The 23,243-nt window shown below is 69.3% G+C and carries 16 protein-coding genes; 10 read left to right on the forward strand and 6 right to left on the reverse strand.

The window, feature by feature from the left end; all coding sequences use genetic code 11:
• Positions 1-22: 22 nt before the first annotated feature.
• Positions 23-2,071, reverse strand: coding sequence for a family 20 glycosylhydrolase (locus ACFV2X_RS01140; RefSeq protein ID WP_385609782.1), 2,049 nt, complete (start codon positions 2,069-2,071; stop codon positions 23-25).
• Between the two features lie 142 nt (positions 2,072-2,213).
• On the opposite strand from ACFV2X_RS01140, the gene ACFV2X_RS01145 reads away from it, so the two are divergent.
• Both ACFV2X_RS01145 and ACFV2X_RS01150 read left to right on the forward strand, forming a co-directional pair.
• Positions 2,214-4,100 carry an alpha-L-fucosidase gene (locus ACFV2X_RS01145; protein ID WP_385610356.1) on the forward strand — a complete coding sequence of 629 codons (1,887 nt, stop codon included), beginning with the start codon at positions 2,214-2,216 and terminating at the stop codon, positions 4,098-4,100.
• Between the two features lie 73 nt (positions 4,101-4,173).
• Positions 4,174-4,827, forward strand: coding sequence for a class I SAM-dependent methyltransferase (locus ACFV2X_RS01150; protein ID WP_385609784.1), 654 nt, complete (start codon positions 4,174-4,176; stop codon positions 4,825-4,827).
• Between the two features lie 40 nt (positions 4,828-4,867).
• Here ACFV2X_RS01150 and ACFV2X_RS01155 read toward each other — a convergent pair whose 3' ends face one another.
• The gene (locus ACFV2X_RS01155; RefSeq protein ID WP_089505597.1) at positions 4,868-5,239 is read right to left on the reverse strand and encodes a hypothetical protein; all 372 of its coding nucleotides are present in this window, start codon (positions 5,237-5,239) and stop codon (positions 4,868-4,870) included.
• Between the two features lie 155 nt (positions 5,240-5,394).
• Here ACFV2X_RS01155 and ACFV2X_RS01160 point away from each other — a divergent pair, with 155 nt between their 5' ends.
• Together ACFV2X_RS01160 and ACFV2X_RS01165 are read left to right on the forward strand one after the other, a co-directional pair.
• Positions 5,395-6,084 carry a DUF6882 domain-containing protein gene (locus tag ACFV2X_RS01160; RefSeq protein ID WP_385609785.1) on the forward strand — a complete coding sequence of 230 codons (690 nt, stop codon included), beginning with the start codon at positions 5,395-5,397 and terminating at the stop codon, positions 6,082-6,084.
• A gap of 42 nt (positions 6,085-6,126) precedes the next feature.
• Positions 6,127-6,690 carry a GNAT family N-acetyltransferase gene (locus ACFV2X_RS01165; protein ID WP_385609787.1) on the forward strand — a complete coding sequence of 188 codons (564 nt, stop codon included), beginning with the start codon at positions 6,127-6,129 and terminating at the stop codon, positions 6,688-6,690.
• Between the two features lie 54 nt (positions 6,691-6,744).
• Here ACFV2X_RS01165 and ACFV2X_RS01170 read toward each other — a convergent pair whose 3' ends face one another.
• Positions 6,745-8,415 carry a tetratricopeptide repeat protein gene (locus ACFV2X_RS01170; protein WP_385609788.1) on the reverse strand — a complete coding sequence of 557 codons (1,671 nt, stop codon included), beginning with the start codon at positions 8,413-8,415 and terminating at the stop codon, positions 6,745-6,747.
• 107 nt (positions 8,416-8,522) lie between these two features.
• On the opposite strand from ACFV2X_RS01170, the gene ACFV2X_RS01175 reads away from it, so the two are divergent.
• Complete coding sequence (locus tag ACFV2X_RS01175; RefSeq protein WP_385609789.1) at positions 8,523-9,779, forward strand: cytochrome P450; 1,257 nt, start codon at positions 8,523-8,525, stop codon at positions 9,777-9,779.
• A gap of 72 nt (positions 9,780-9,851) precedes the next feature.
• Here ACFV2X_RS01175 and ACFV2X_RS01180 read toward each other — a convergent pair whose 3' ends face one another.
• From ACFV2X_RS01180 to ACFV2X_RS01190, 3 genes are all read right to left on the reverse strand, one after another.
• Positions 9,852-11,006: a family 43 glycosylhydrolase gene (locus ACFV2X_RS01180; protein ID WP_385609791.1), complete on the reverse strand. Its 1,155-nt coding sequence runs from the start codon at positions 11,004-11,006 to the stop codon at positions 9,852-9,854.
• 288 nt (positions 11,007-11,294) lie between these two features.
• Positions 11,295-14,150, reverse strand: a complete 2,856-nt coding sequence (locus ACFV2X_RS01185) for a discoidin domain-containing protein (protein WP_385609793.1) — start codon at positions 14,148-14,150, stop codon at positions 11,295-11,297.
• Between the two features lie 282 nt (positions 14,151-14,432).
• Positions 14,433-15,461 (reverse strand): LacI family DNA-binding transcriptional regulator, encoded by a 1,029-nt coding sequence (locus ACFV2X_RS01190; RefSeq protein ID WP_385609794.1) that lies wholly within the window; start codon positions 15,459-15,461, stop codon positions 14,433-14,435.
• Between the two features lie 288 nt (positions 15,462-15,749).
• Between ACFV2X_RS01190 and ACFV2X_RS01195 the strand changes: the two genes are divergently transcribed.
• The 5 genes from ACFV2X_RS01195 to ACFV2X_RS01215 all read left to right on the forward strand — a co-directional run bounded on the left by ACFV2X_RS01195 (position 15,750) and on the right by ACFV2X_RS01215 (position 23,202).
• Positions 15,750-17,060 carry an ABC transporter substrate-binding protein gene (locus ACFV2X_RS01195; protein ID WP_385609796.1) on the forward strand — a complete coding sequence of 437 codons (1,311 nt, stop codon included), beginning with the start codon at positions 15,750-15,752 and terminating at the stop codon, positions 17,058-17,060.
• A gap of 84 nt (positions 17,061-17,144) precedes the next feature.
• Positions 17,145-18,110: a carbohydrate ABC transporter permease gene (locus ACFV2X_RS01200; protein WP_385609798.1), complete on the forward strand. Its 966-nt coding sequence runs from the start codon at positions 17,145-17,147 to the stop codon at positions 18,108-18,110.
• Between the two features lie 28 nt (positions 18,111-18,138).
• Positions 18,139-18,960: a carbohydrate ABC transporter permease gene (locus tag ACFV2X_RS01205; protein WP_089511951.1), complete on the forward strand. Its 822-nt coding sequence runs from the start codon at positions 18,139-18,141 to the stop codon at positions 18,958-18,960.
• Positions 18,961-19,050: 90 nt separating this feature from the next.
• Positions 19,051-21,012 (forward strand): glycoside hydrolase family 127 protein, encoded by a 1,962-nt coding sequence (locus ACFV2X_RS01210; RefSeq protein WP_385609799.1) that lies wholly within the window; start codon positions 19,051-19,053, stop codon positions 21,010-21,012.
• Positions 21,013-21,057: 45 nt separating this feature from the next.
• Positions 21,058-23,202: a glycoside hydrolase family 127 protein gene (locus ACFV2X_RS01215; protein WP_385609801.1), complete on the forward strand. Its 2,145-nt coding sequence runs from the start codon at positions 21,058-21,060 to the stop codon at positions 23,200-23,202.
• Positions 23,203-23,243: the final 41 nt, after the last annotated feature.

The raw sequence follows: 23,243 nt of genomic DNA on the forward strand, positions 1-23,243 counted from the left end.
GCCCGGCCACGGCGCCCGTCGGCTACCTGGCCACCGGGCGCAGTGCGGTCGGTGGCTGGGTGTCCGGGGGCAGCTGGACGGCCAGGCCGTCGGTGTTCTGGGCGAGGGCGAGTTGGGAGATGGCGTTGACCAGGGTCACCGTGTCGCCCTTGGTGGTCAGCTGCCAGCGCTGGGTGCGGGTGTTGTCCGAGCAGGTCTGCTGGGTGATCGTGGCGCCCGCCTCCAGTGGTGCGCCGAGGTAGCGTCTGCCGCTGACCATGTCCAGGCAGTTGCCGGTGGTGGTGCCACCGCGAACCGCGCGGATGCGGTAGTAGCCGTCGGGGGTGGCCGAGAGCGCCCAGGTCGCGTCGGGGTCGGCCGCCAGTTTGGCCGGGGCTCCTTGCGTGGTGCCCGACGTGGTCAGCCGCTTGGTCGAGTCGGGGAGGGTGAGGGCGTAGGTGCCGTCCTTCAGCGGGAGGCGTGTCACGTTGTTCCAGCCGGGGGCGTGGCCGAGCCGGCCCGCGAGGTCGGCGAAGCCGGTGTAGGTCGCTGCGGGTTTGGGACTGCCCCAGGTGGCCTGGGAGATGAAGCGCAGCGGCATGAACGCGTCGGCCTCGACCTCGTTCTCGGTCTGTTCGGACGCGAAGTCGGGCCACATGGTGATTTTGGCGCCGCTGACCTGCGGCTGGGCGCCGGTCAGTGTCTCCCCCTCGAAGCGCAGGGGTGTCCAGTCGCTGTCGTACAGGGCCTGGGTTCTCATTTTCGAGCCGCCGCGGATCAGATAGAGGGAGTAGGCGGAGTTCATGACCTGGTGGCCCTGCGCGAGGAGCGCGGAGGGCGGCTGCTCGGCCTCGGGGGTCCAGTGCTCGACGTCGATGTTCTTGTCGAGAGGGATGGTGTTGTCGCCGGTCAGTCCGTCGTTCCAGATCCGCAGGGTTCTGCCGTCGGCCCGCACATGGGCGTTCACGCGGTTGACGAAGTCGATGAACGCGTCCTGCGGGGTGGCCGACGCGCCGTATTCCGCCTTCGCGTAGGCGGCTATCTGCGGGTAGGCGGCGTAGTCGGAACCGAGCATGTACTCGTCGGCGCCCATGTGCCAGTACGGGGTGTCCCAGACGGTCAGGGCCTCGTCGAGGAGCCCGGTGTAGAAGGCGTAGGCCTCGGGCCGGGTGATGTCCAGCCGCGAGGGCGACTTGGCGCCGGAGGAGTCGGTGAGTTGCAGTTCGGGGTGGTTCTGCAGATAGGGGTCGATGTGTCCGGGTGAGTTGATCTCGGGCACGAGAGTGATGTGGTACTTCTTCGCCATGGCCGACAGCTGTCGTATCTCGTCCTTGGTGTAGTAGCCCCAGAACTTGGTCTTCGGGTAGTCGTCGCTGGCGACTTTCGCCTCGATCCACAGCTGGTTGAGCTTCAGATACGACATCTCCCGCATCAGCCGCTCGAACCAGGGCATCGAGATGTGGATGTAGCAGGCGCACACTCCCACGCCGCGTTCGGGGTATTGGGGGACGTCGACCGTCCGGCCGCGCGGCAGTACGGTCTTGCCGTGGAGCATCTGCAGCACGGTGCGGGTGCCGAGGAACAGCCCGTCGTCGGTCGCTCCGGTGATCCGGACGGTGTCGGAGACGAGAAGTTCGTATCCCTCCGCGCCGAGTTCTCGGGCGCCGGGGTCGAGGCGCAGGACCAGATCGCCGGCGCGGGGCTCTCCCCCGGTGACCACGGGCAGTTTGAGGCCGGTGGCGGCGGCCAGGTCGTCGGCGAAGGTGGCCGCGTCGGTCTGAACCCGTTTGACCGGGGTCCGTTTGGCCTGGGCCTGTTTGGCCTGGGCCTGTTTGGCCTGGGCCCGTTTCGCCGTGGGCGCGACGATACGGGAGCCCTGCTGCAGCTGGAGGGTGCCGGATCCGGCGGTCCACCCCGTCAGGGCCGGTATCACCTCCGGCGTGGTGGCGGTGGGGGCGGCAGCGGCGGACGCGGGGGTGTGCGCCGAGGCCGGCAGGGCCGGCGGTACGAACAGGGCCAGGGCGGCCAGAAGGCAGACGGCCCAGCGGCGGCGTCTTCGCGCGGCGCGCATTCGTTGGATCACTGTGTCCATCGGCATGAGGGTTGTTACCCACTTCCCAGCGGCGAACACGCTTACTACTCTCGTCGGCCATGACCGGTGTCACGGCATCGAGAGGCGAACACATCCGATGAATCTGTTCCGGTGCTCGAGGAGAGGCGGCCTCCGCCGCGCCATGATCGCCGCCGCGATCGCGGCGCTGACCGGGGTGGCGGCCCTGCCGCCCGCGACCGCCACGGCTGCCGCGGCCAAAGAGGAGAGCGGCGCAACGGGGTGTCAGGAGCCCGTAACACCCGCGCCGGTCATGGCCGTGGACGAGTGCGACAGTCCGGCGCGGATCGTCGAGAAGGCCGCGAACATCGTGCCGCGCCCATCCCAGGTGGCCTGGCAGCAGCGCGGCATCGTCGGTTTCACCCACTTCGGGATGAACACCTTCACCGACCGCGAGTGGGGCTCGGGCATGGAGAAGGAGTCACGCTTCGCCCCGTCGAACGTCGATGTGGACCAGTGGATGCGCGCGTACCGGGCGATGGGGGCCAAGCAGGTCATCTTCACCGCCAAGCACCACGACGGCTTTGTGCTCTACCCCACCCGCTACAGCAACCACTCCGTGATCGCCAGCCCTTGGTGGGTCAGCACCGCGGGCTGCGACCAGGCCGGGGATACCACCGCCGCCCGCGCCGCGGCCGAGCAGAAGCGTGACACCGACCCCTCCGCGTACTGGCGGGCCCGGGAGGCGGGCTGCGAACGGCAGGGCGGGGACATCCTCGGCACGTACGTCCGCGCGGCCCGTGCGGCGGGGCTGCGGGTGGGGATCTACCTGTCGCCGTCCGACGGGGCCGAACTGCCCCGGGCGTGGCACAAGGACACCTACATCCCGGCGATCAAGGCCAAACCGGCCGACTCGCGCTCGACCGCCGAGAAGGCCACGCTGGAGGACGCGCCCGCGAGCCCGGCCGGCCAGGGCCGGTACGGCAACGCCGGCACGCCCACGACGCGTACGATCCCGACCCTGGTCCCCGGCGACGACCGGGCCCGCGCGGTGGCGCGGGGCACCCTGCCGACGTTCGAGGTCGTCGAGGACGACTACAACGCCTACTACCTGAACCAGCTCTACGAACTGTTCACCCAGTACGGGCCGATCGACGAGCTGTGGCTGGACGGCGCCAATCCGTGGGCCGGTTCGGGGATCAGCGAGAAGTACGACTTCACCACCTGGTTCGCGATGATCAAGGCGCTGTCGCCGGACACCGTGGTCTTCGCCGGGCCGCAGGGCACCCGGTGGGTGGGCAATGAGGCGGGCGTGGCGCGGACCGGCGAGTGGAGTGTCGTACCGGCGACGGGCGACCCGGACACGGCGCACAACGAGGGGCTGATCCCCGGTGGCGCATGGGCCGAGGACATCGGTTCCCGGGCGGTACTCGGCCGGTCCGATGTGCGCTATCTGCAGTGGTTCCCGGCCGAGGCGGACTCCTCGATCAGGCCCGGCTGGTTCTACCATCCCGGCGAGCGGCCGCAGTCGGCGGCCGAACTGGTCGACAAGTACCGGCGATCCGTCGGACGCAACGCCGTGATGCTGCTCAACGCGCCGCCCGGCACGGACGGGCGGATCGCCGACGCCGACCTCGCCTCGCTCACCTCCTTCGGCACGGCCGTCCGCGACACCTACCGCACCAACCTGCTGGCGCCCGGAAAGGACGCGACGGGCGCCGCGCTGTCCGACGAGGACCTGTCCACCGGCTGGTCCCCGGCGGGCCAGGCCACCACCGGCGGCGTGGTCCTGGACCTGCCCCGGGCGCGGAGTTTCGACCAGATCCTGCTCCGCGAGAACATCACCCGGGGCCAGCGGGTCGAGGAGTTCGCGGTGGACACCTGGGACGGCACCGGCTGGGTGCAGGCGGCGAGCGGTACGACGGTCGGCTACAGCCGGATCCTGGTGCTGGGCGCACCGGTGCGCACCGACCGGGTCCGGATCCGCGTCCTGGCCGCGCGCGCCACGCCGCAGCTGGCGACGGTGGGCCTGTACCGTACGGTCGCGCCGTCCTCCCCCACCCCCTCGTGACGCTTGACCTTGCCCAAAGGTGAAGGCCGACAGTGTCCGTGGTGACCAAGCCCCGGACGAGAGGGACACGCATATGGACGACGACGCCCTGCTGGCAGAGCAAAGGGCCTACTACAGGGCAGGCGCGGCCCAATACGACCGGCCCTACGCGGAGCGCGAAGAGCTGCGGACGTTGCTGACCGTCGTCGATGAGCTCCCGATCGCCGGGGACGTGCTGGAGTTGGCCTGTGGCACGGGCCAGTGGACCCCCAGGCTCGCGGCACGGGCGCGGTCGGTGACGGCGGTCGACGCGGCGGCCGAAGTGCTGGCCCTCGCTCGGGCCCGCACCGCATCCCCCACTGTCCAGTTCCTCGAGGCCGACCTGTTCGAGTGGCGGCCGTCACGGCGCTACGACACCGTGTTCTTCGCCTTCTGGCTCTCCCATGTTCCGCCGCGGCGGTTGCCCGAGTTCTGGAACACCGTCGCCGCCGCGCTCGCACCGGGCGGCAAAGCGATCTTTATCGACGACGGCCCCGCCGCTGCCGCGGAGGAGGACATCCTCGCGAACCAGCCGGCCCCGGCCGCGCTGCGCCGACTGGACGACGGCAGCCAGTACCGCATCGTCAAGGTGTTCCACGATGCCCGAACACTCACGGACGACCTCACAGCTCTGGGGTGGTCGGTCCGCGTCCGGCCCGTGGCCGGGAACTTCATCGGCATCGCGGAGCCGCCGGCCAAGAAGCCGTAACCCCGGCGCGGGACAACCGCGCCGGGGCCGGGCGACGCGCTCAGGACGTGGGCGTCAGCACGAGTTTGGCCTTATGGCCGGAGACCGACTTCACCGAGATCTTCAGGTTGTTGAGCCTGACGGTGCCGCCCGGGCTGGTGCTGCCGCTCAGGCGCCCGCCGCCCGTGGTGGTGGCCGCCATCTTCACGGATCGGGAACTGACGTGCGTGATCCGCAGCTTCCCGAACCCGAAGCGGTGGCTGTTGACCTTGATGCTGCTGGGCGCCGACACGGTGATCTTGCACCGCCCGTCGTAACACGGCCCGTGGGCGGCGGCGTACGACTCCGTCGCCGTCAGGCCGAACCCCAGGGTGCCCGCCAACGTCAGCGTCGCAGTGGCCGTCGCGGCCCTCCGCCACATACCGGTGCTCATCAATGGGACCTCCTGTCTCCAAAAGTGGCATTTCCCGCGCGGCATTTCTAACCCACCGGATGCGGGACCCCTCCCGCCGTACGACGACGCACGACCGGCCGGCTCCACCGCCCCCGGACACGGCCCGGACGAGGCGGTCTCATAAGCTTGCGATCATGGTGAGTGAATTCAGTGACGCGTTCCTGCTGGAAGCCGAGCGGCACGCGGCCTGGGGCGCGGCACAGCTGGAGACCCTGACCGCGTTCGTTCCCGACGGTCCCTGGACCGCGGATCTGCCGTCCTGCACATATCAGCAGGGTGAGCTGGAGATGCGGATCGCCGTGCTGGGCACGTTCGACATGGAGGAGCAGTCCTGGATGTGGGGCTGGGCGAACCCTGGACTGCGCGGGACCGATGTGGTGTCCCTGACCGAGGGGGTCGAGCGGTACGGCAGGGCACACCAGATCGCCGAGCTCACCGAGGAAGTCCTCGACCTGTCCGGCTTCGCCGATCCCCGGCGCGCCGCCGAGATGCTGGCCTTCACGGGGATGGGTGTGGTGCGCGCTCCCGGCTATATCGGCATGCCGGCCGGCCCCGGCACGCAGGTCTACTTCCTGCCCGACGACCCGCAGGTACCCCGCGCCGCCCTGGACCCCGTCGCCCTGCCGCGGACGCTGCTCACCGGCGCGTCCCTGATCGGCCACTCGGCTCGCCATGTCGTGGCGGGATACTTCGACCACCACGGCATGGCCCAGCGGGCCGACGGTGACCGCATCACCGCCGACCTGCCCAGCGGCGACTCGGTCGACATCGACTTCGATACGGCGGGCCGAATCGCCCACGTCAGCCTCAAGGTCTCGCCCTGATATTCGGTGGCGCGCCGGCTCCCCGATGGTGAAGATCGCGCCGTGCCCAACTTCCTGGAGACCGAACGGCTCGCGCTCCGCGCGTTCACCGAAGCCGACGTCGACCACCTGCTCGCGCTGGACAACGACCCTGACGTCATGCAATTCATCAACGGCGGTCGGCCGACGAGCCGCGAGGCAATCCGGACGCGGGCCCTGCCCCATCTCCTCCGCGACTATCCGTTCCTCGGCTCCCGTGGCTACTGGGCCGTGGAGGAGAAGGCCACCGGCACCTTCCTGGGCTGGTTCGAGTTCCGCCCCGTCGACGACCACAGCCCCGCCGTGGTCGAACTCGGCTACCGGCTCAACAAGGCGGCCTGGGGATGCGGCTATGCCACGGAGGGAGCCCGGGCCCTGATCGACAAGGGGTTCACCGACCTCGGGGTGGAGCGGGTCACGGCGAACACCATGGCGGTGAACACCCGATCCCGGCGGGTGATGGAGAAGGCGGGGCTGTCGTTCCTCCGGAACTTCACCGGCGACTGGCCGGATGCGATCGAGGGCTCGGAGCACGGCGAAGTCGAGTACGAGCTCACCCGGGCGGAGTGGGAACAGCGCCAGGCGTAACCAGGCAGGGCACGCGCGCTACCTTCCCGGCGGCGGATCCGGTCGCGGCGCGGGCTAGCAGCACGACAGGTCCGCCGGGCTCCCGGAGTCGAGGCGGCAGAAGCAGGATGCCGTGATCGGTACGTCCGCGAGCGCGGCGGCGACGGTCAGTTGCTTGGCCACGATCCGGGCCTCCGCCGCCTTGCCGAGCCGCGCCAGACACTCGTGGTACCCATGCAGTGCCCATACGTTCGCGGGGTGCTGTGAGGCCCTGGGGAGCGTGTCGTCGAGCCCGAGGTCCGCCCGGTACACGGCCTCTGCCTCTTCGACCCGTCCTTGCTCGAGAAGCAGCGCCCCGTACGCGTGGCGGGTCGGTTGCATCCAGCCCCAGGGCTCGTCGTAGGGGAGATTGTCGTCGAGGTCGATCGAGCGGGCGAGCGACGCGAAGGCCAGTTCGCACTCGCCCTTCCGATAGTGGAGCTCACCGTCGAGCATCGCCGAGGCGATGTCGAGAATGTCCCGGCAGGTGTTGTTGAACAGCATCCGGCTCTCGGGGACACGCTCGCGCGCGGAGTGGAAGGAATCACGTGCGGCCTCGGCCTGGTGGATCATCCCCTTGGCGGAGTACGCCACTCCGCGGGCGTAGTGCAGCATCGCCGTGGTGACGCAGTAGAGCTGGGGATCGGCCGGCCACGACCGGGTGAGGATGTCCTCCCAGCGGCCGTAACGGATGAGGACGTGCACGCGCATGGCGAGGAAGCCTTCGAGCCAGTCGGCCATGGGCGGGCTGTCGACCCGCAGCAGTTCCTCGGGGATCGATGCCTCCAGTCGGGCCGCGGTGTCGAGCGCCGTCCCGCACTGCCCCAGGAACATCGCACCGTAGATCTTGAAGTGGTAGTTGTGGGAGCGGTACAGCGTATAGAAGTTCATCGCGCCCGCATGCCGCAGATACTTCTCGTCGGCCACGATGGCGTCGGTGTTGACCTCCACGACATGCCGGTAGTCGCCGCACAGCACATCGAGATGTGACGGCATGTGATGCAGATGGCCGGCGTCGGGGACCAGCCCGCGCAACCGGTCGGCGACGACGAGCGCCTTCTCGGGTGTCGGTGACATCTCCATCAGATGGATGTACATGTGCAGCACGCCGGGATGGCGGGCGCCGGCCTCGCTCCGCAGCGCCCGGTCGAGGACGGCCCCGGCCTCAACCGTCCGGGCGCCCGCGGCGGGCTCGCCGGTGCGCAGGTCCCACAGCTTCCACGGAGTCAGGTTCATCAGCGCGTCGGCGTAGAGGGTGGCGACATCGAGGTCGTCGGACGCCAGTTCGTACACCGCGCGCATGGCCCCGGCGTACGGCGCGTTCCAGATCGAGCAGTCCTCCGCGGCGTGCGACTGCGGATAGCGGGCGCGCAGCGCTTCGATCAGCGCCCGCTCGGTCGGCGTCGCGCCCGCCGAGGTCGCATGAGCCCGCTCCACCGCCTCGTGCGTCCTGCGGACCGTCCGCTCCAGATCCGCGCCGTCGAAGAAGTCCCATGGCTTGTTGTAGTTGGGTCCCAACGCGTACGCGATGCCCCAGTGGGCCATGGCGCAGTCGGGATCGGCGTCCGCTGCGGCCTCGAAGCAGGTGACGGCCTCCTCGTGGTTGAACGCGTACGTCCACACCAGTCCCCGGTCGAACCAGAGCTGCGCCTCCGGTGAACGTGTCGAGACGGGCCGGGTGAGGGTCCCGAGGTCGAAGTACTCCATCAGTATCTCCCGTGTCGCGCCCTGCGCCGCCTGTTTATGTTCATGGATATACCCTTGCAGACGATAAGTGCGCTTCATGTGTCTGTGGTGTGCTTCGGGAGGCCGCAGTGAGCCAGCAGCCGATTGTTCTGCCCTATGGCGACCCCGCCTTCGTGGCGGACCCATACCCCTTCTACCGGCAGCTGTGCCAGGGGCACCCGGGCGAGGACGGTCCGGTGCGGCGCGCGGTTATCGCAGGCGGCCTGGAGGTGTGGCTGGTCACGCCCTTCGAGGAGTGCCTGGCCGCCCTGTCCGACCCACTGCTGAGCAGCGATGTCCGCCTGGCGTCGGACCCCCGCCTGATGCGGCAGCTGCCCGTGGCGGAGCGCGAGTCCATGCTGGGCAATATGCTGCGGGCCGATCCGCCCGACCACACCCGACTGCGCCGGCTGGTCTCGCGGGCGTTCACCGCGCGCCGGGTCGCCGAACTGCGGCCCCATGTCCAGGAGATCGCCGACCGGCTGCTGGACGCGGTCGTGCCGACCGGTCGAGCCGATCTGATCGAGGACTTCGCGCTGCCGCTTCCGGTCACCGTGATCAGCGAACTCCTCGGAGTGCCCACCGATGACCGGCGCGCGTTCCAGCGGTGGGTGGACGACCTGCTCCCGTGGGGGGCGGAACCGCAGGATCCGGCGGTCGTCGAGCGCGCATGGCGGCAGATGCGCGCGTATCTGACGGGACTGCTGGCGACCAAGCGGGTCCGGCCCGGAGATGACCTGCTCAGCGCGTTGATCGAGGCCCGGGACGAGCAGCATCGGCTGACCGAGGAAGAGCTGGTCTCCATGGCGTTCCTGCTGCTGGCGGCCGGTTACATCACCACGGTCAATCTGATCGGCGGCGGCATCGCCGCGCTGCTGGCCCACCCCGATCAGCTCCGGATGCTGCGGGAGGACCCGGTGCTGCTGCCGGACGCGATCGAGGAGCTGCTGCGTTACGACGGGCCGGTCAACCCCGGGATCGCCCGGTTCGCGAGCGAGGACGTCTCCATCGCGGGTGTGGACATCCCGCGCGGCGCGACCGTGCTGGTCGGCTCGGCCTTGGCCGATCGCGATCCGGAGCGCTTCCCCGACCCCGATCGGCTGGACATCACCCGCGGGGACAGCGCCCACCTCGCGTTCGGCCACGGCATTCACTACTGCCTCGGGGCGTCGCTGGCCCGGATGGAGGGGGAGGTCGCCATCGGCACCGTCCTGCGCCGCCTCCCCCAGCTCGCCCTGAGTGTGGCACCCGGTGAGCTGCCGTGGCGGCCCACCGGGCTGCGCGGTCCCGAGCGGCTGCCCGTCACCTTCACTCCGGGCGCCCCGCTCGCGGCCGTTCCCTCTTGACCGACCTGTCACCGCGGGTCAGCGGACCATCGCAGCGATGGCCCGCTGACGCTGATGGCGCGTCTCGTCCGGCTACTCCCCTGACGGTGCGGTCAGCGGAACGCCGGTGGACACCGGAGTGCCGAAGTTCGGTGTGCCATCCGCGTTCCAGGTGAACTTCTGCGCTCTGGTGCTGCGGTTCATGTCACAGCCACCGCCGGCGGAGCTGTTGGTGTGGTAGACCATCCAGTCCTCAGTCCCGTCGGGCGACTTGAAGAAGCCGTTGTGGCCGGGGCCGTATACGCCATTGGCGTTGGACCGCTGGAAGACCGGGTTCGGTGACTTGACCCAGGAGGAGGAGTTCAGCGGGTCGCCACCGTTGTAGGTGAGCATCCCCAGCTTGTAGTCGGGCGTGGAGCAGTGGCTGGCGGAGTAGATGATGAAGGTCTTGCCGTTGCGCTGAAGGACCTCGCCACCCTCGTTGACCGCGCCGCCCACCGTCTCCCAGCTGTAGGTGGGGGTGGACAGCAGATGGCGGGTGCCACTGGCGGTCCATGGGTTCGACAGCGGCCGGATGAACATCGGCTGCGAGCCGTTGTAGTACGTGCCGAGGAGGTAGAGCTTGCCGTTCAGCTGCAGGATGCTCGGGTCCAGCTCCCAGGTGTTGTCCTGGGTCGGGTCGAGCAGATCGGCCTTGAAGGTGTACGGCCCCATCGGGTCCGTACCGGCGCTTTCGAGCACATGGATCCGCTGGGTGCCCAGGTCGTACGGCTCCCGCCCAGCCGTGTAGTAGAAGTACCAGCGCTTTCCGTTCGGGCCGTCCAGCAGATGGAACTCCGGGGCCCACATGGTGCCGGCCCCGTTGGGCCGGGTGAGGTTGAAGATCACCTGGTCGGTGGCGGTGGCAAGGCCCCCCAGGGTCTTGGCCTTGCGCATGGTGATCGTGGAGTTCCAGGTGGTGGTGGCGAGGTAGTAGTACCCGTCGTGGTAGGTGAGCCACGGGTCGGGGCCATGCTGGGAGAGCGGGTTGGTGAAGGTGCCCGCGCTCTGGCTTCCGCCGGCATTGCACGTGGCCCGCAGCTGGGTCTCGCTGGTCGACGCGGTGTCGGGGACGTCCAGGCAATTGCCGCCGTTCCGATACCCGGCGGCAGCGGCAGTGCCGACGCTGGATGCGGACGGCGCCACCAGGAAGGCGACCACCATGGTGAGAACAGCGGTGAGCGCGGACAGACATCTGGCTCGAGTCACCGTGTACCTCCGAGGATGCCCCGGCCGTCAGGCCGGGGAGGAATCGGACTTCTGCGGATCAGGGCAGGAAACGGGGTTTCGCCCCCAGGCCGAAAGACCGCCCACGAGACGGCTGGTAAGATTTCTGACGTGCTGAGCGAGAACCAAGCCAGCACAGCAACTCCTCTGCTTTGCCGTACCAAACCGGGCTGGTTCCAACCCGGCTGGTGCTGATCGTGTAAGACCTGGTGTCCCGCTGGGCCGCAGGCGACGTGAGCCAGGAATCCCCTGTTTCAGCTGGGGGAGGGTTCAATGGTGCACATCCTTCATCGGTGGGCGGGCCCCTGGTCCGCCACTCCGGTTGTAGGCCTTGACCTCGGTGAGGCCGGTCTTGGCGCCGGAGGCGTGGGTGGCCAGGATCCGGATGCGTTGGGCGCTGAGCGACGGGAACCGCACCACGTTGTAGTTGGCCTGCGGCGCGGCCGGTGTCTTGGTCTGGCCGGGTGCGTCCACCCAGGAGCTGCCGTTGTAGTACTGGATGGTGTACGCGGACGGGGCCCGGTAGGTGGCGCTGGCCGGGCGGCTGTCCTTGAAGTGCAGGCGCACCTCGTTGAGTGTTCGGGTGGTGCCGAAGTTCAGCTCGTACCAGTCCTGGCTGTTGGGCGAGCCACCGGCGCCCCAGAACGGCTCATTGGTGGGGTAGCCGTCGATCGCGCCGGAGACATTGCTGCCGGACCCGGTGTAGGAGGCGGACACGGTCGCCCCGGAGGCCAGGTTGGTGGAATCGGCGGTCAGGTCGACACCGGCCTTGGCGAACATGTCGACGAGCCGGGGGCTGTTCTGCACGACCTGGTTGGGGGCCTGCAGTCCGGGGACGGCGGTGTGGTACGTGACCGTGCCGCTCGTCGTCACCTCGCCGGTGGCCGGGTCCCAGGTGAAGGGCGTCAGGGTGCTGACGGCGGCGACCCGGTTGCCGTTGATGAAGATCGAGTAGCCCTCGGGGACACCCGGGTAGCGCGCCACTCCGTCAGCCGGGTCGTCCCAGACGATGGACAGGTCGGCGTTGCGGTAGCGGAGGTTGTTGACGGTGAAGTGGTCCCAGCCGATGTTGATCGGGGACACCTCGACCTTGGCGTCGTTGCGCGGCCGCAGCCCGGCGACGTCCTCGATCACCGTCCAGTTGCTGCTGCCCAGGATGTTGTGGTGGATCCAGGAGCGGTAGTCGATCCCGCTGCCGTTCCAGTCGGCCCAGAACTCGTTGGCGTCGGGCCACTGGGTGTTGCCGCCGACGTACTGCGCCCAGGTGTTCCAGTAGAGGAGCTTCTTGTAGTCGGTGGCGGTCATCCAGGAGTTGGAGTAGTTGCGCAGCACCGAGGAGTAGAGCCGGAACTGCACGGTGGAATTGATGGTGGAGAAGTTGTTGGAGCCCGGGTTCCCGGCGTCGGCGGCCGCCTTCTTGTCGACCTGGTTGGCCGTGTAGAAGGGGAAGACGGGGTACTGGGCCGGGTCGTTGAACAGCCGCAGTGCCTGCTTGTACGTCGAGGTGTTGGGGACGGCTCCGACCGAGAACGGGTAGTAGTTGTTGATTTCCTTCCAGGGCACCCATTCGTTGGTCGACTTGAGCCGGTGCTCGAACAGCTGCCGGCTCGGGTTCCACAACACGTTGACGATGGCGTCCTTGATCTGGTTCGCCAGCGTACGCATCTCGGCGGCCTTGGCCGTGTTGCCGATCGCGTCGTATGCCTGTGCCGCGGCCATCGCACCGCTGTACTGGTACGCGGATTCGGCGCGGTCCATGTTGCCGGGCTTCCAGTGGAAGGAGACCGCGTCCGCGTCGTTGCCGGTCAGGGCGCCCCAGTCGTACTCGATGAGCTTGTTGTTGTCGTGGTCGTAGTAGGCGAGCTGACCCTTGACGTCGCCTTCCGCGTAGTGCGCGAGGTTGCCGGCGATGGTCGGCTGGCCGCCGTGGATCTGGTAGCTCTTCCACGCCGCCTCGGCGATGTACTGGGTGTAACTGTTGGACCAGTTCTCCGGGTCGCCCGGGTTGTCGAGGAAGCGGCCGCCCTTCGACACCTGGCCGACGTTGAGCCAGTCCCCGTAGGCGTACATCGGGTTGCGCAGATACTTGAGGTCGTCGATGTGCATGGGCTGGGTGAGCGCGATCGCGTTGTTGTAGCCGAGGACGCCTTCGGTCGAGCTCGGGAACTGGAAGGTCTGCCCGGGGATGTTGGCGTCGAGGCTGTTGAAGCGCATCAGCCACCAGCGGTAGTAGATGTTCTTCTTGATCGCGGGTTCGGGTACGTCGATGTACGGGACGTTCTGCGCCCACCACAGGTTGTACGCCTTGACGTGGGTGGCGAAGGCGGTGGCGTTGGAGTAGCCGGCGTACGCGTTGTACTCCGTGAGGGAGTCGGGGATCTCATCGGTGATGAAGCCCATCACCACCTTGGCGGTCACGGTGGCCCCGGCCGCGATGGTCACGGACCGGTTCAGACCGCCACTGTTGGCCGTGAAGCCGTCGCCGGTCAGCCGCGGGCGGATGGTGGTGAGGTTGTTGTACGCGCCCACCTGGCCGGTCAGCTCGCTGCCGGTGCCCGAGGTGGCGTACGGGGAGGTCGCCCGCAGTTGCAGCGTGGTGGAGCTGGAGCCGTTGTTCTTGATCGACAGATTGGTCACGGCGACGTTGTTGTCGGTGATGAACTTCGTCTGGTCGACCGTGATCGAGCCGCTGGTGTGCACGCTCTTCCAGTGGCTGGGCATCTGCTTGCGCTGGGAGACCTGTTCGGTGAAGGTGCCCGGAGAGATCGCGATGCTGTAGGCGTTCTTGTCGCTGATGCTCTCCCAGTAGGCGACATGGCCGCCGAAACCGAGCACCGCGGGGTCGTGGGTCTTCATGAAGACCGCGCGGCCACGGCTCATCAGCCAGGATCCGGCCGGGTCGTTGCCGGTGCGGGCCAGCAGGCGGTCCATCCAGAAGTCGGTTCCCGAGCTCTCCGCGTCGTAGATGGACCGCATCATGTCGCCTGTTGTGTAGGCGACGGGCGGGGCCGGGACGGCGGGTCCGCTGAAGGTCGGAAACCCGATGGTCTGGTCCGCGGCGGCCGGGGTGGTCGCGGAACAGACACTGGCGATGATCAGCGCCAGGGCGACGAGGAGGCGCTTCATGGCAGGGCCAGTGCGGTGTGGTGGTGCTGCGTGTGGTCCGTGGCGGCGGCCCCGTACGGAGCCGTCATCGTGCGTCTTCTCATCGGGGGCTCCCTGTCCGGTTGACAGCAGGCGTTTGCTCGCGATGGTGCTGACGTTCTCCGACGAGGACTCCCGGGAGCCCCGGCGGACGGGGTTCGATCAGGCGTACCGGGGTCGTGCGTGAAACAGACCTAAAAGGTTTTCGCAAAGTCGCAAGGTAAGCGCGTGCCACGCCGCTGTCAACAGAAGTGGCGTCACGCCTCAGGACAGCGGTGCCGTGGACCCCCTGATCACCAAGCGGCAGGGCAGCGTCTCGACCCCCGAACGCCGTCCCCCGGCGATCGCGCTGAACAACGCGCGCGCCGCCGCGCGCCCGACCTGCTCCAGATTCAGGTCGACACTGGTCAGCGGTGGGCGCGAAGCAGACGTCAGGACCTGCCAGTCGTCGAAGCCCATGACCGCCACGTCCTCGGGCACCCGGTGGCCGCGCTCGCGCAATACGTCCATGACGCCGCGGGCGATCTGGTCGCTGCCGCACAGCACGGCGTCCGCATCCGGGTGCCGGTCGAGCAGCATCGCGGTGGCCGCCCGCCCCCACCCCTCCGACCACGCCCCGAACCGCACCTCGCCGACGAGGGCGAGCCCGGCGTCGGCGAGCGCCGCTCGGGCCCCCTCGGCCCGCTCCTGTGCCGCGAGATAGCCCGGGTCGCCGGTGATATGCGCGATCCGGGTACGCCCGCAGGCCAGCAGATGGTCGACGGCGATCCGGCCGGCGCCGACGCTGTCGGGCACGATGGACAGATCCTCCGGATCCTCCGACGGGGCATACGCGTAGACGACGGGGACCGGCAGTTCACGGCCCAGGGACGGACGGGGGTCGGTCCGGCTGCCCACCACGATGAGTCCGTCGACCCGGCGGCCGAGCAGCGCGCGGACATGGTGCTGCTCACGGATCGCGTCACCGCGGGCGTCGCAGAGGAACACCGCGACCTCGCCGGCTCCGAAGGCGTCCTCGGCGCCCATGAGGATCGGGATGGAGAAGCGGCCCTCCAGGTCGCTGGTGAGCAGACCGACGGTGCCCGTACGCCCGGCGAGCAGGCCGCGGGCCAGCTGATTGGGCCGGAACGACAGCCGCTCGGCCGCTTCGATCACCCGCTGCCTGGTCTCCGCGCGCACCTGGCTGCGGCCGTTGAGGGCCTTGGACGCGGTGGCGATGGACACCCCGGCCAGCCGGGCGACGTCGCTGAGGGTGACGGGATGCGAACGAGAGGGGCCGGTGGCTTGGGTCATGGGTTGTACTCCTGTCTCGCGTCGCGTGCCGGGCCGTCGAGCGTGGCACATCGCGTGTAAAAACCGTACGTGACTTGTTCAGGTCGGGGCGTACTCGCGGCGTTTCCAAGGTTTCGATGACTCTCCCACGGCCATTCTCTACAAGGGGATTGACGAGTCATGAGCTCGGTCCTACTTTTTCGGAAAGCCTTTTCGGTTCGTTTCCGTCGCAGAGTTCAGTGCCACCACAGCCATCGTCCCCTCCGGTTCGGCCTGCCCACGGCCCGCCGTCACACAAGGGAGATCGTCATGGGGAGCACGGCCGGACCACGTGGACGCATACGCCGACTCGCCACCGCCGCCCTCGCACTGCTCGCCGCCGCGAGTATGGTCACGGCCTGCGGATCGGACGGGGGCTCGGGCGGCGGAGGGAGTGGAGCGGGGGGCGTCAAGGGGCTCGACGACGGCACCAAGCTGACGATGTGGACGCGCGCGGCGACCCGGCCGCAGAGCGAGGCGCTGGTCAAGGCGTACAACGCGAGCCACAAGAACAAGATCGAGCTCACCGTCATCCCCACCGACGACTACCAGGCCAAGGTCGGGGCGGCCGCCGGCTCCCGCGATCTGCCCGATCTGTTCGCCTCGGACGTGGTGTTCGTTCCCAACTACACCTCCAGCGGGCTCTTCGCCGACCTCACCGGGCGCATCGACGCCCTGCCCTACGCCAAGAACCTGGCCCAGTCGCATATCAAGGCCGGTACGTACGAGGGCAAGAAGTACGTCGTACCGCACACGCTCGACCTGTCGGTGCTCTTCTACAACAAGGAGCTCTACCGGCGGGCCAAGCTCGACCCCGAGAAGCCGCCCACCAGCCTGCGCGAATGGGACCGGCAGGCGCGGGCCGTGGACGCGCTCGGCGGAGACGTCAACGGCACCTTCTTCGGCGGAAACTGCGGTGGCTGCGGCGTGTTCACCTGGTGGCCGTCCATCTGGGCCGCGGGGGAAGACGTGCTGAACAAGGACGGGACCGAGGCACAGCTGTCCTCCGACACCGCGAAGAAGGTCTACCAGACCTACCGCGGCTGGGTGAAGGACGACATCGTGGCCCCCGGCGCGCGCGAGGAGACGGGCACCACCTGGACCGGGGTCTTCTCCAAGGGCAAGGTCGGCGTGATGCCCATGCCGTCGACCACCCTGGGGCTGATGCCGGGGGACCTCGACCTCGGGGTCGCGCCCATCCCCGGACCCGACGGCGGCAAGTCCACCTTCGTCGGCGGTGACGCCATCGGCATCTCCGCCACCAGCAAGTCGGCGGACCAGGCATGGAACTTCCTCGCCTGGTCGCTCGGCGACAAGGCTCAGGTCGACGTGGTCGCCGCGCACAAGGACGTGGTGGCGCGGACCGACCTCGCCTCCAACAAGTACTCCGACGCGGACCCGCGGCTGGTGACCATCAACCGGCTGGTGGCGGACGGCCGCACCCCGTATGCGCTCAAGTTCGGCCAGACCTTCAACGACCCCAACGGGCCGTGGCTCACCCTGATGCGCCATGCCGTCTTCGGCGACGGCGGGTCCGTGGAGAAGGACAACAAGGCGGTCAACGCCTCGCTGACCGACTGAGCCACGCAGCCTTCCGGGGCCCCTGAACCCCGCATCCCGCGTCCGCGGCATCACCCCTCCCACGTCACCCGGCAGAGGAGAGCCATGCAGGTAAAGGCGCCCGACCGCACGGCCGCCGAGCACCGAGCCCGGTCGGCGCGCCCGGCCCGCCGCCCCCGACCGTCCGCACCCCGGTGGTGGCGGTCCCGGAAGGTCCAGGGGCTCGGCTACGCGACCCCCACGGCCGTGTTCGTCGCGGTCTTCTTCGTACTGCCCCTGCTGCTCGTCGGGCAGATGTCGCTCCACGACTGGCCGCTGCTCGCGGGAGACCGGGGCGGCAACGCCCCCGAGAACTACACCGACGTCACCGACTCCACCCTGTTCTGGCCCGCGGTCCGCTTCACCCTCCTCTACACCGTGATCGTCACGGTCGTCCTCCTCGGCCTTGCCCTCCTCCTCGCCCTGCTGGTGCAGGAGTCCCGCCCCGGGGCGGGCTTCTTCCGCACCGTCTACTTCCTGCCCAGCGCCCTGGGCCTGGCCTCCGCGTCCCTGCTGTTCTGGGGCCTGTACAGCCCCACCACCGGACCGCTGAGCGACATCCTGGAAACCTTCGGCATCGCCGACGGACCGGTGTCCTTCCTCGGCTCGCCGACCTCCGCCCTGCTGTCGACGGTTTTCCTCATCGTCTGGAAGTTCGCCGGTTTCTACATGCTGATCCTCCTCGTGGGCCTCCAGCGCATCCCCCACGAGGTGTACGAGGCGGCGCGGATGGATGGTGCGAGCCGCGGCCAGATCTTCCGCGGTATCACCCTGCCGCTGCTGCGGCCGTCCCTCGCGCTGTCCCTGCTGCTCTGCGTCACCGGTTCGCTGCTCGCGTTCGACCAGTTCTTCATCCTCACCAAGGGCGGACCGGACAACAGCACCGTCACCGTCGTGCAGCTGATCTACCGCGAGGCCTTCCAGCGGATGAACCTCGGCACCGCGGCGGCCCTCTCGATCATCGTGCTGGCCGCGCTGCTCCTGCTCAACCTCGCCCAGTTCCGCGGTCTGCGCCGCGCCGACGAGTCATGACACCCACTCCATGAGAAGGGACACCACGGTGCTCACCCGCGCCCTCGGCCGGACGCCCCATTACGTCCTCGCCGGAGGACTGGCCGTCATCTTCCTCTTCCCCCTGCTGTGGAACGCCTGGGCGTCGGTCAGCGGACAGCCCGGCACCGCGCAGGAGTCCGGCTACGGCCTCGGCAACTACCGGACGCTGCTCGACTACGACGCGGGCCTGTGGCGGTACCTCCTCAACAGCACGATCGTCTCGGCGCTCACCGTCGCCCTGACCCTCGCGGTGTCGCTGCTCGGCGGCTACGCCTTCGCCCGCTTCGACTTCCCGGGCAAGAACCTGCTGTTCCTGCTGACGCTGGCCATTCTCATGGTCCCGTACGCCACGCTCCTCATCCCGCTCTACGTACTGCTCGGCAGGCTCGAACTGCAGAACTCGCTGCTCGGGCTGAGCCTGGTGCTTGCCATGTTCCAACTGCCCTTCGCCACCTTCATGATGCGCATCTCCTTCGAGGCGGTGCCCCGCGAACTGGAGGAGTCGGCGCTCGTCGACGGCTGCGGCACGGCGGGCGCGCTGCGCCGGGTGCTGCTTCCGGCGGTGCGACCGGGGCTGATCACCGTGGGGCTCTTCGCCTTCCTCGCGGCCTGGAACGACTTCATCGCCCCGCTGATCCTCATCTCGGACAGCGAGAAGGCGCCCCTGCCACTCGCCGTCGCGAATCTGCGGCAGCAGAGCATGGGCGCCGTCGACTACGGCGCCACCGAGGCGGGTGTGGTGGTCCTCGCCGTGCCCTGCCTCCTCCTCTTCCTGCTGCTGCAACGGCACTACGTACGGGGGTTCATGTCGGGCGCGCTCAAGGGCTGAGGCGCCGGACCACGGAGAAGGACCACCTTGACTGTGCGGAGACGGACAACCGAAAGGACGTACCGAAGGCATGAACTGGTGAGGGAGAACATGGCGCGGTCACTCGTCCTGCCGGTGGCGCCGACCCGGGGCCGGCTGCGGCCGCTCGGGCTCGACGAGGTCAGGATCACCGGAGGCTTCTGGGCCCGGCGCCGGGAGATCAACGCGACCGCCACACTCGGCCACTGCCGCGACTGGATGGCCCGCGTCGGCTGGATCGGCAACTTCCGGGCCGCTGTCGAGGGCCGGATCGAACGGGACCGGCGCGGCCGTGAATTCGCCGACTCCGACGTCTACAAACTGCTCGAAGCCATGGCCTGGGAGGCCGCCGGTCACGGCACCGACAGCTCGCTCGACGCACAGATCGCCGAGCTCACCGAGTCCATCGCGCCCGCCCAGGAACCGGACGGCTATCTGAACACCGCCTTCGGCCGCCCCGGGCAGCAGCCCCGGTACAGCGATCTCGAATGGGGCCACGAGCTGTACTGCTACGGCCACTTGATCCAGGCCGGGGTGGCCCAGGCCAGGGCCCGGGGCGAGGGCGAACTGACGAAGATCGCCCGGCGGGCCGCCGACCATGTCTGTGCCACCTTCGGGCCGGGGAGCATCGAGCGCGTCTGCGGCCATCCGGAGATCGAGCCCGCCCTGGTGGAACTGGCCAGGCTCACGGGAGAGCAGCGCTACCTCGACCAGGCGGCCCTGTTCGTCGACCGCCGCGGCCACCACACCCTCGCCGACACCGAGTTCGGCCGCGCCTACTACCAGGACGACCTGCCCATCCGTCAGGCCACGGTGCTGCGCGGCCACGCCGTCCGCGCGCTCTACCTCGCGGCCGGCGCCGTCGACGTTGCCATGGAGACCGGGGACGACGCCCTGCTGGCCGCGTGCGTACGGCAGTGGGAGGCCACGGTCGCCCGGCGAACCTATCTGACGGGCGGCATGGGCTCGCACCACCGGGACGAGTCCTTCGGCGACGACTTCGTGCTGCCGCCCGACCGCGCCTACTCGGAGACCTGTGCCGGTGTCGCCTCCGTGATGCTCAGCTGGCGGCTGCTGCTGGCCACCGGTGAGCCGCGGTTCGCCGATCTGGCGGAGCGGACCCTGTTCAACGTGGTCGCCACCTCCCCGTCCGAGGACGGCCGCGCCTTCTTCTACGCCAACACCCTGCACCGGCGCCGCCGGGGCACCGTACCCGCCGCGGACGCGGACAGCCCGCGCGCCGAGTCGAGCCTGCGCGCACCCTGGTTCGCGGTGTCCTGCTGCCCGACCAACGTGGCGCGGACCCTGGCCCAACTGCCCGCCTACCTCGCGACGGCGGACGACGACGGCGTGCAGCTGCACCAGTACGCCGACGCCGAGATCGACACATCGCTCACCGGAGGCCATGGCGTCGCGCTGCGGGTGCGTACCGACTACCCGTCCGGCGGGGCCGTGACCGTGCGGATCGACCGGTCCCCGGACCGCCCGTGGACCCTGTCGCTGCGCGTCCCCGGGTGGGCGCGGGGCGCCGCCGCGTGGCTGGTCGAGCCGGACGGGACACGCCGCTCCGTCCCCACGGGCACCGCCACGGTCAGCCGCCACTTCCGGCTCGGCGACGAGGTACGGCTCGAACTGCCCGTGGCGCCGCGCTGGATCGGCGCCGATCCGCGCATCGACGCGGTACGCGGCACGGTGGCCGTCCAGCGGGGGCCGCTGGTGTACTGCGCCGAGTCGGTGGACCTCCCGGACGAGCACGAGGCCGACGCCGTACGCGTGGATCCGTCGGTCGAGCCGAAGGACGGGCCCGGCACAGACGGCACCGTCATCGTCGCGGGAGAGCTCGCCGGGCACGCCGAACAGAGCGACGAACCATGGCCGTACACACCGCTCGACCGCCCCGCCGCCACTCCCCCTCACGCCGAGGGGCCCGCAGAGATCGTCCTGGTGCCGTACCGCTCCTGGGCCAACCGCGGGCCCTCGACGATGCGGGTGTGGCTGCCGACGGCGGAACGGGACACCACCGCCCCTTCGTAACCCCCCTGCCCTGCCCGCCGACGACCGACGATCGGAGTCACCAGCATGTCCCACCCCCCATCCCGCCGTCACGCGCTGAGACTCGCCGCCGGGGCCACGGCCGCCGCCCCGCTCGCGACCGCCGTCCCAACAGCGCAGGCCGCCGCGGCGCCGTCCCGGGTCACAGCCGGGCCGGTGCCCGTCCCGGACACCTGGTCGGTACGCCCCTTCCCACTGGACGGGGTGACACTCGGCGACGGTGTCTTCCGCCGTAAGCGCGATCTGATGCTCGGCTACGCCAGGTCCTATCCGGCCGACCGCATCCTGGCCGTGTTCCGCGCCAACGCCGGGCTCGACACCCGCGGCGCCCGGCCGCCCGGCGGCTGGGAGACCTCCGACGGCAATCTGCGCGGCCACTACGGCGGCCACTTCCTCACCCTCATCGCCCAGGCGTACGCCGACACCAGGGAGGCCGCGCTCAAGACCAAGCTGGACTACCTGGTCGGCGCGCTCGGCGAGTGCCAGAAGGCCCTGGCCGACCACGGCTCGCCCAAGCCCAGCCACCCCGGCTTTCTGGCGGCGTACCCGGAGACCCAGTTCATCCTGCTGGAGAGCTATACGACGTACCCGACCATCTGGGCGCCGTACTACACCTGCCACAAGATCATGCGCGGTCTGCTCGACGCGCACACCCTGGGCGGGAACCAGCAGGCCCTGGAGATCGCGTCGGGGATGGGCGACTGGGTGCACAGCCGGCTCGGCCATCTGCCGGCGGCCCAGCTGGAGCGGATGTGGTCCATCTATATAGCCGGTGAGTACGGCGGGATGAACGAGGTGCTGGCCGACCTGTACGCCCTCACCGGCCGCGCGGAACACCTCGCCGCCGCCCGCTGCTTCGACAACACCGCGCTGCTGACGGCCTGCGCCGAGAACCGCGACATTCTGGAAGGCAGACACGCCAACCAGCACATCCCGCAGTTCACCGGCTATCTGCGGCTGTTCGACCACACGGCGAAGCAGGAGTACTCCACCGCGGCCCGCAACTTCTGGGGCATGGTCACCGGCTCCCGGATGTACAGCCTCGGCGGCACAGGTGAGGGCGAGATGTTCCGCGCCCGTGGCGCGATCGCGGCCACTCTGGACGACAAGAACGCCGAAACCTGCGCCACATACAACATGCTGAAACTCACCCGGCAGTTGTTCTTCCACCAGCCGGACCCCGCCTATATGGACTACTACGAGCGAGGTCTGACCAACCACATCCTCGCCTCCCGGCGGGACGCCGCCGCCACGGACAGCCCGGAGGTCACCTACTTCGTCGGGATGGGCCCGGGGGTGCGGCGCGAGTTCGACAACACCGGCACCTGCTGCGGTGGCACCGGGACGGAGAACCACACCAAGTACCAGGACTCGGTGTACTTCCGCTCCGCCGACGGCAACGCGCTGTACGTCAACCTCTACCTCGCCTCGACACTGCGGTGGCCGGAGCGGGGCTTCGTCATCGAGCAGACCAGCGACTTCCCGGCCGAGGGCGTCCGTACCCTGACGTTCCGCGAGGGCAGCGGGCGGCTCGACCTGAGGCTCCGCGTTCCGGCCTGGGCCACGGCGGGCTTCACCGTCACGGTCAACGGGGTCCGGCAGCGGGTCGCGGCGGAGCCCGGCAGCTATCTCTCCCTGAGCAGGGACTGGCGGCCCGGCGACCGGGTCCGGATCTCCGCCCCCTACAGCCTGCGCATCGAACGTGCCCTGGACGACCCCGCCGTCCAGTCGGTGTTCTACGGTCCGGTGCTGCTGACCGCCCAGAGCCAGGAGACGCAGTTCCGCGTGTTCTCCTTCTACAAGGACTTCACGCTCCGGGGCGATCTGGCCGACGCGATCAAGCCCGGGGGCCGGCCGATGTACTTCACCACGCACGGCCTGACCCTCGCACCGTTCTATGTCGGGGACGTGGCGCCCTACCACGCCTACTTCAAGCGCTCGGAACCCACCGTCGTGTTCGGCACGACCGACTCGCGCGTGCCGAACCGCGCCCGCGGCAACGGTCTCACCTTCCTGGACGTGCTCTGGGCGCAGGCCCCCTTCGCCACCTCCGGCAGCTTTGTCCAGGCCGTACGCACCCTCGCCGACACCTGGCTGTCCGAGGGGCTGTTCAGCCGCACCGAACGGGACAGCGTCGTCGCGGCCGCGGTCGGGGCGGACCTGAGGCACTGACCTACCCACACACACAGACACACCAACCCCCCACATCAACC

This window comes from Streptomyces sp. NPDC059679 (assembly GCF_042734105.1).
In the GTDB taxonomy this organism is placed as follows: Bacteria; Actinomycetota; Actinomycetes; order Streptomycetales; family Streptomycetaceae; genus Streptomyces.

Excerpts from the sequence above, each read along its gene's own strand:
- ACFV2X_RS01140 (WP_385609782.1), bottom strand. The coding sequence starts at position 2,071 with ATGGACACAGTGATCCAACGAATGCGCGCCGCGCGAAGACGCCGCCGC.
- ACFV2X_RS01145 (WP_385610356.1), top strand. The coding sequence starts at position 2,214 with ATGATCGCCGCCGCGATCGCGGCGCTGACCGGGGTGGCGGCCCTGCCG.
- ACFV2X_RS01150 (WP_385609784.1), top strand. The coding sequence starts at position 4,174 with ATGGACGACGACGCCCTGCTGGCAGAGCAAAGGGCCTACTACAGGGCA.
- ACFV2X_RS01155 (WP_089505597.1), bottom strand. The coding sequence starts at position 5,239 with ATGAGCACCGGTATGTGGCGGAGGGCCGCGACGGCCACTGCGACGCTG.
- ACFV2X_RS01160 (WP_385609785.1), top strand. The coding sequence starts at position 5,395 with ATGGTGAGTGAATTCAGTGACGCGTTCCTGCTGGAAGCCGAGCGGCAC.
- ACFV2X_RS01170 (WP_385609788.1), bottom strand. The coding sequence starts at position 8,415 with ATGGAGTACTTCGACCTCGGGACCCTCACCCGGCCCGTCTCGACACGT.
- ACFV2X_RS01185 (WP_385609793.1), bottom strand. The coding sequence starts at position 14,150 with ATGAAGCGCCTCCTCGTCGCCCTGGCGCTGATCATCGCCAGTGTCTGT.
- ACFV2X_RS01190 (WP_385609794.1), bottom strand. The coding sequence starts at position 15,461 with ATGACCCAAGCCACCGGCCCCTCTCGTTCGCATCCCGTCACCCTCAGC.
- ACFV2X_RS01195 (WP_385609796.1), top strand. The coding sequence starts at position 15,750 with ATGGGGAGCACGGCCGGACCACGTGGACGCATACGCCGACTCGCCACC.
- ACFV2X_RS01200 (WP_385609798.1), top strand. The coding sequence starts at position 17,145 with ATGCAGGTAAAGGCGCCCGACCGCACGGCCGCCGAGCACCGAGCCCGG.
- ACFV2X_RS01210 (WP_385609799.1), top strand. The coding sequence starts at position 19,051 with ATGGCGCGGTCACTCGTCCTGCCGGTGGCGCCGACCCGGGGCCGGCTG.
- ACFV2X_RS01215 (WP_385609801.1), top strand. The coding sequence starts at position 21,058 with ATGTCCCACCCCCCATCCCGCCGTCACGCGCTGAGACTCGCCGCCGGG.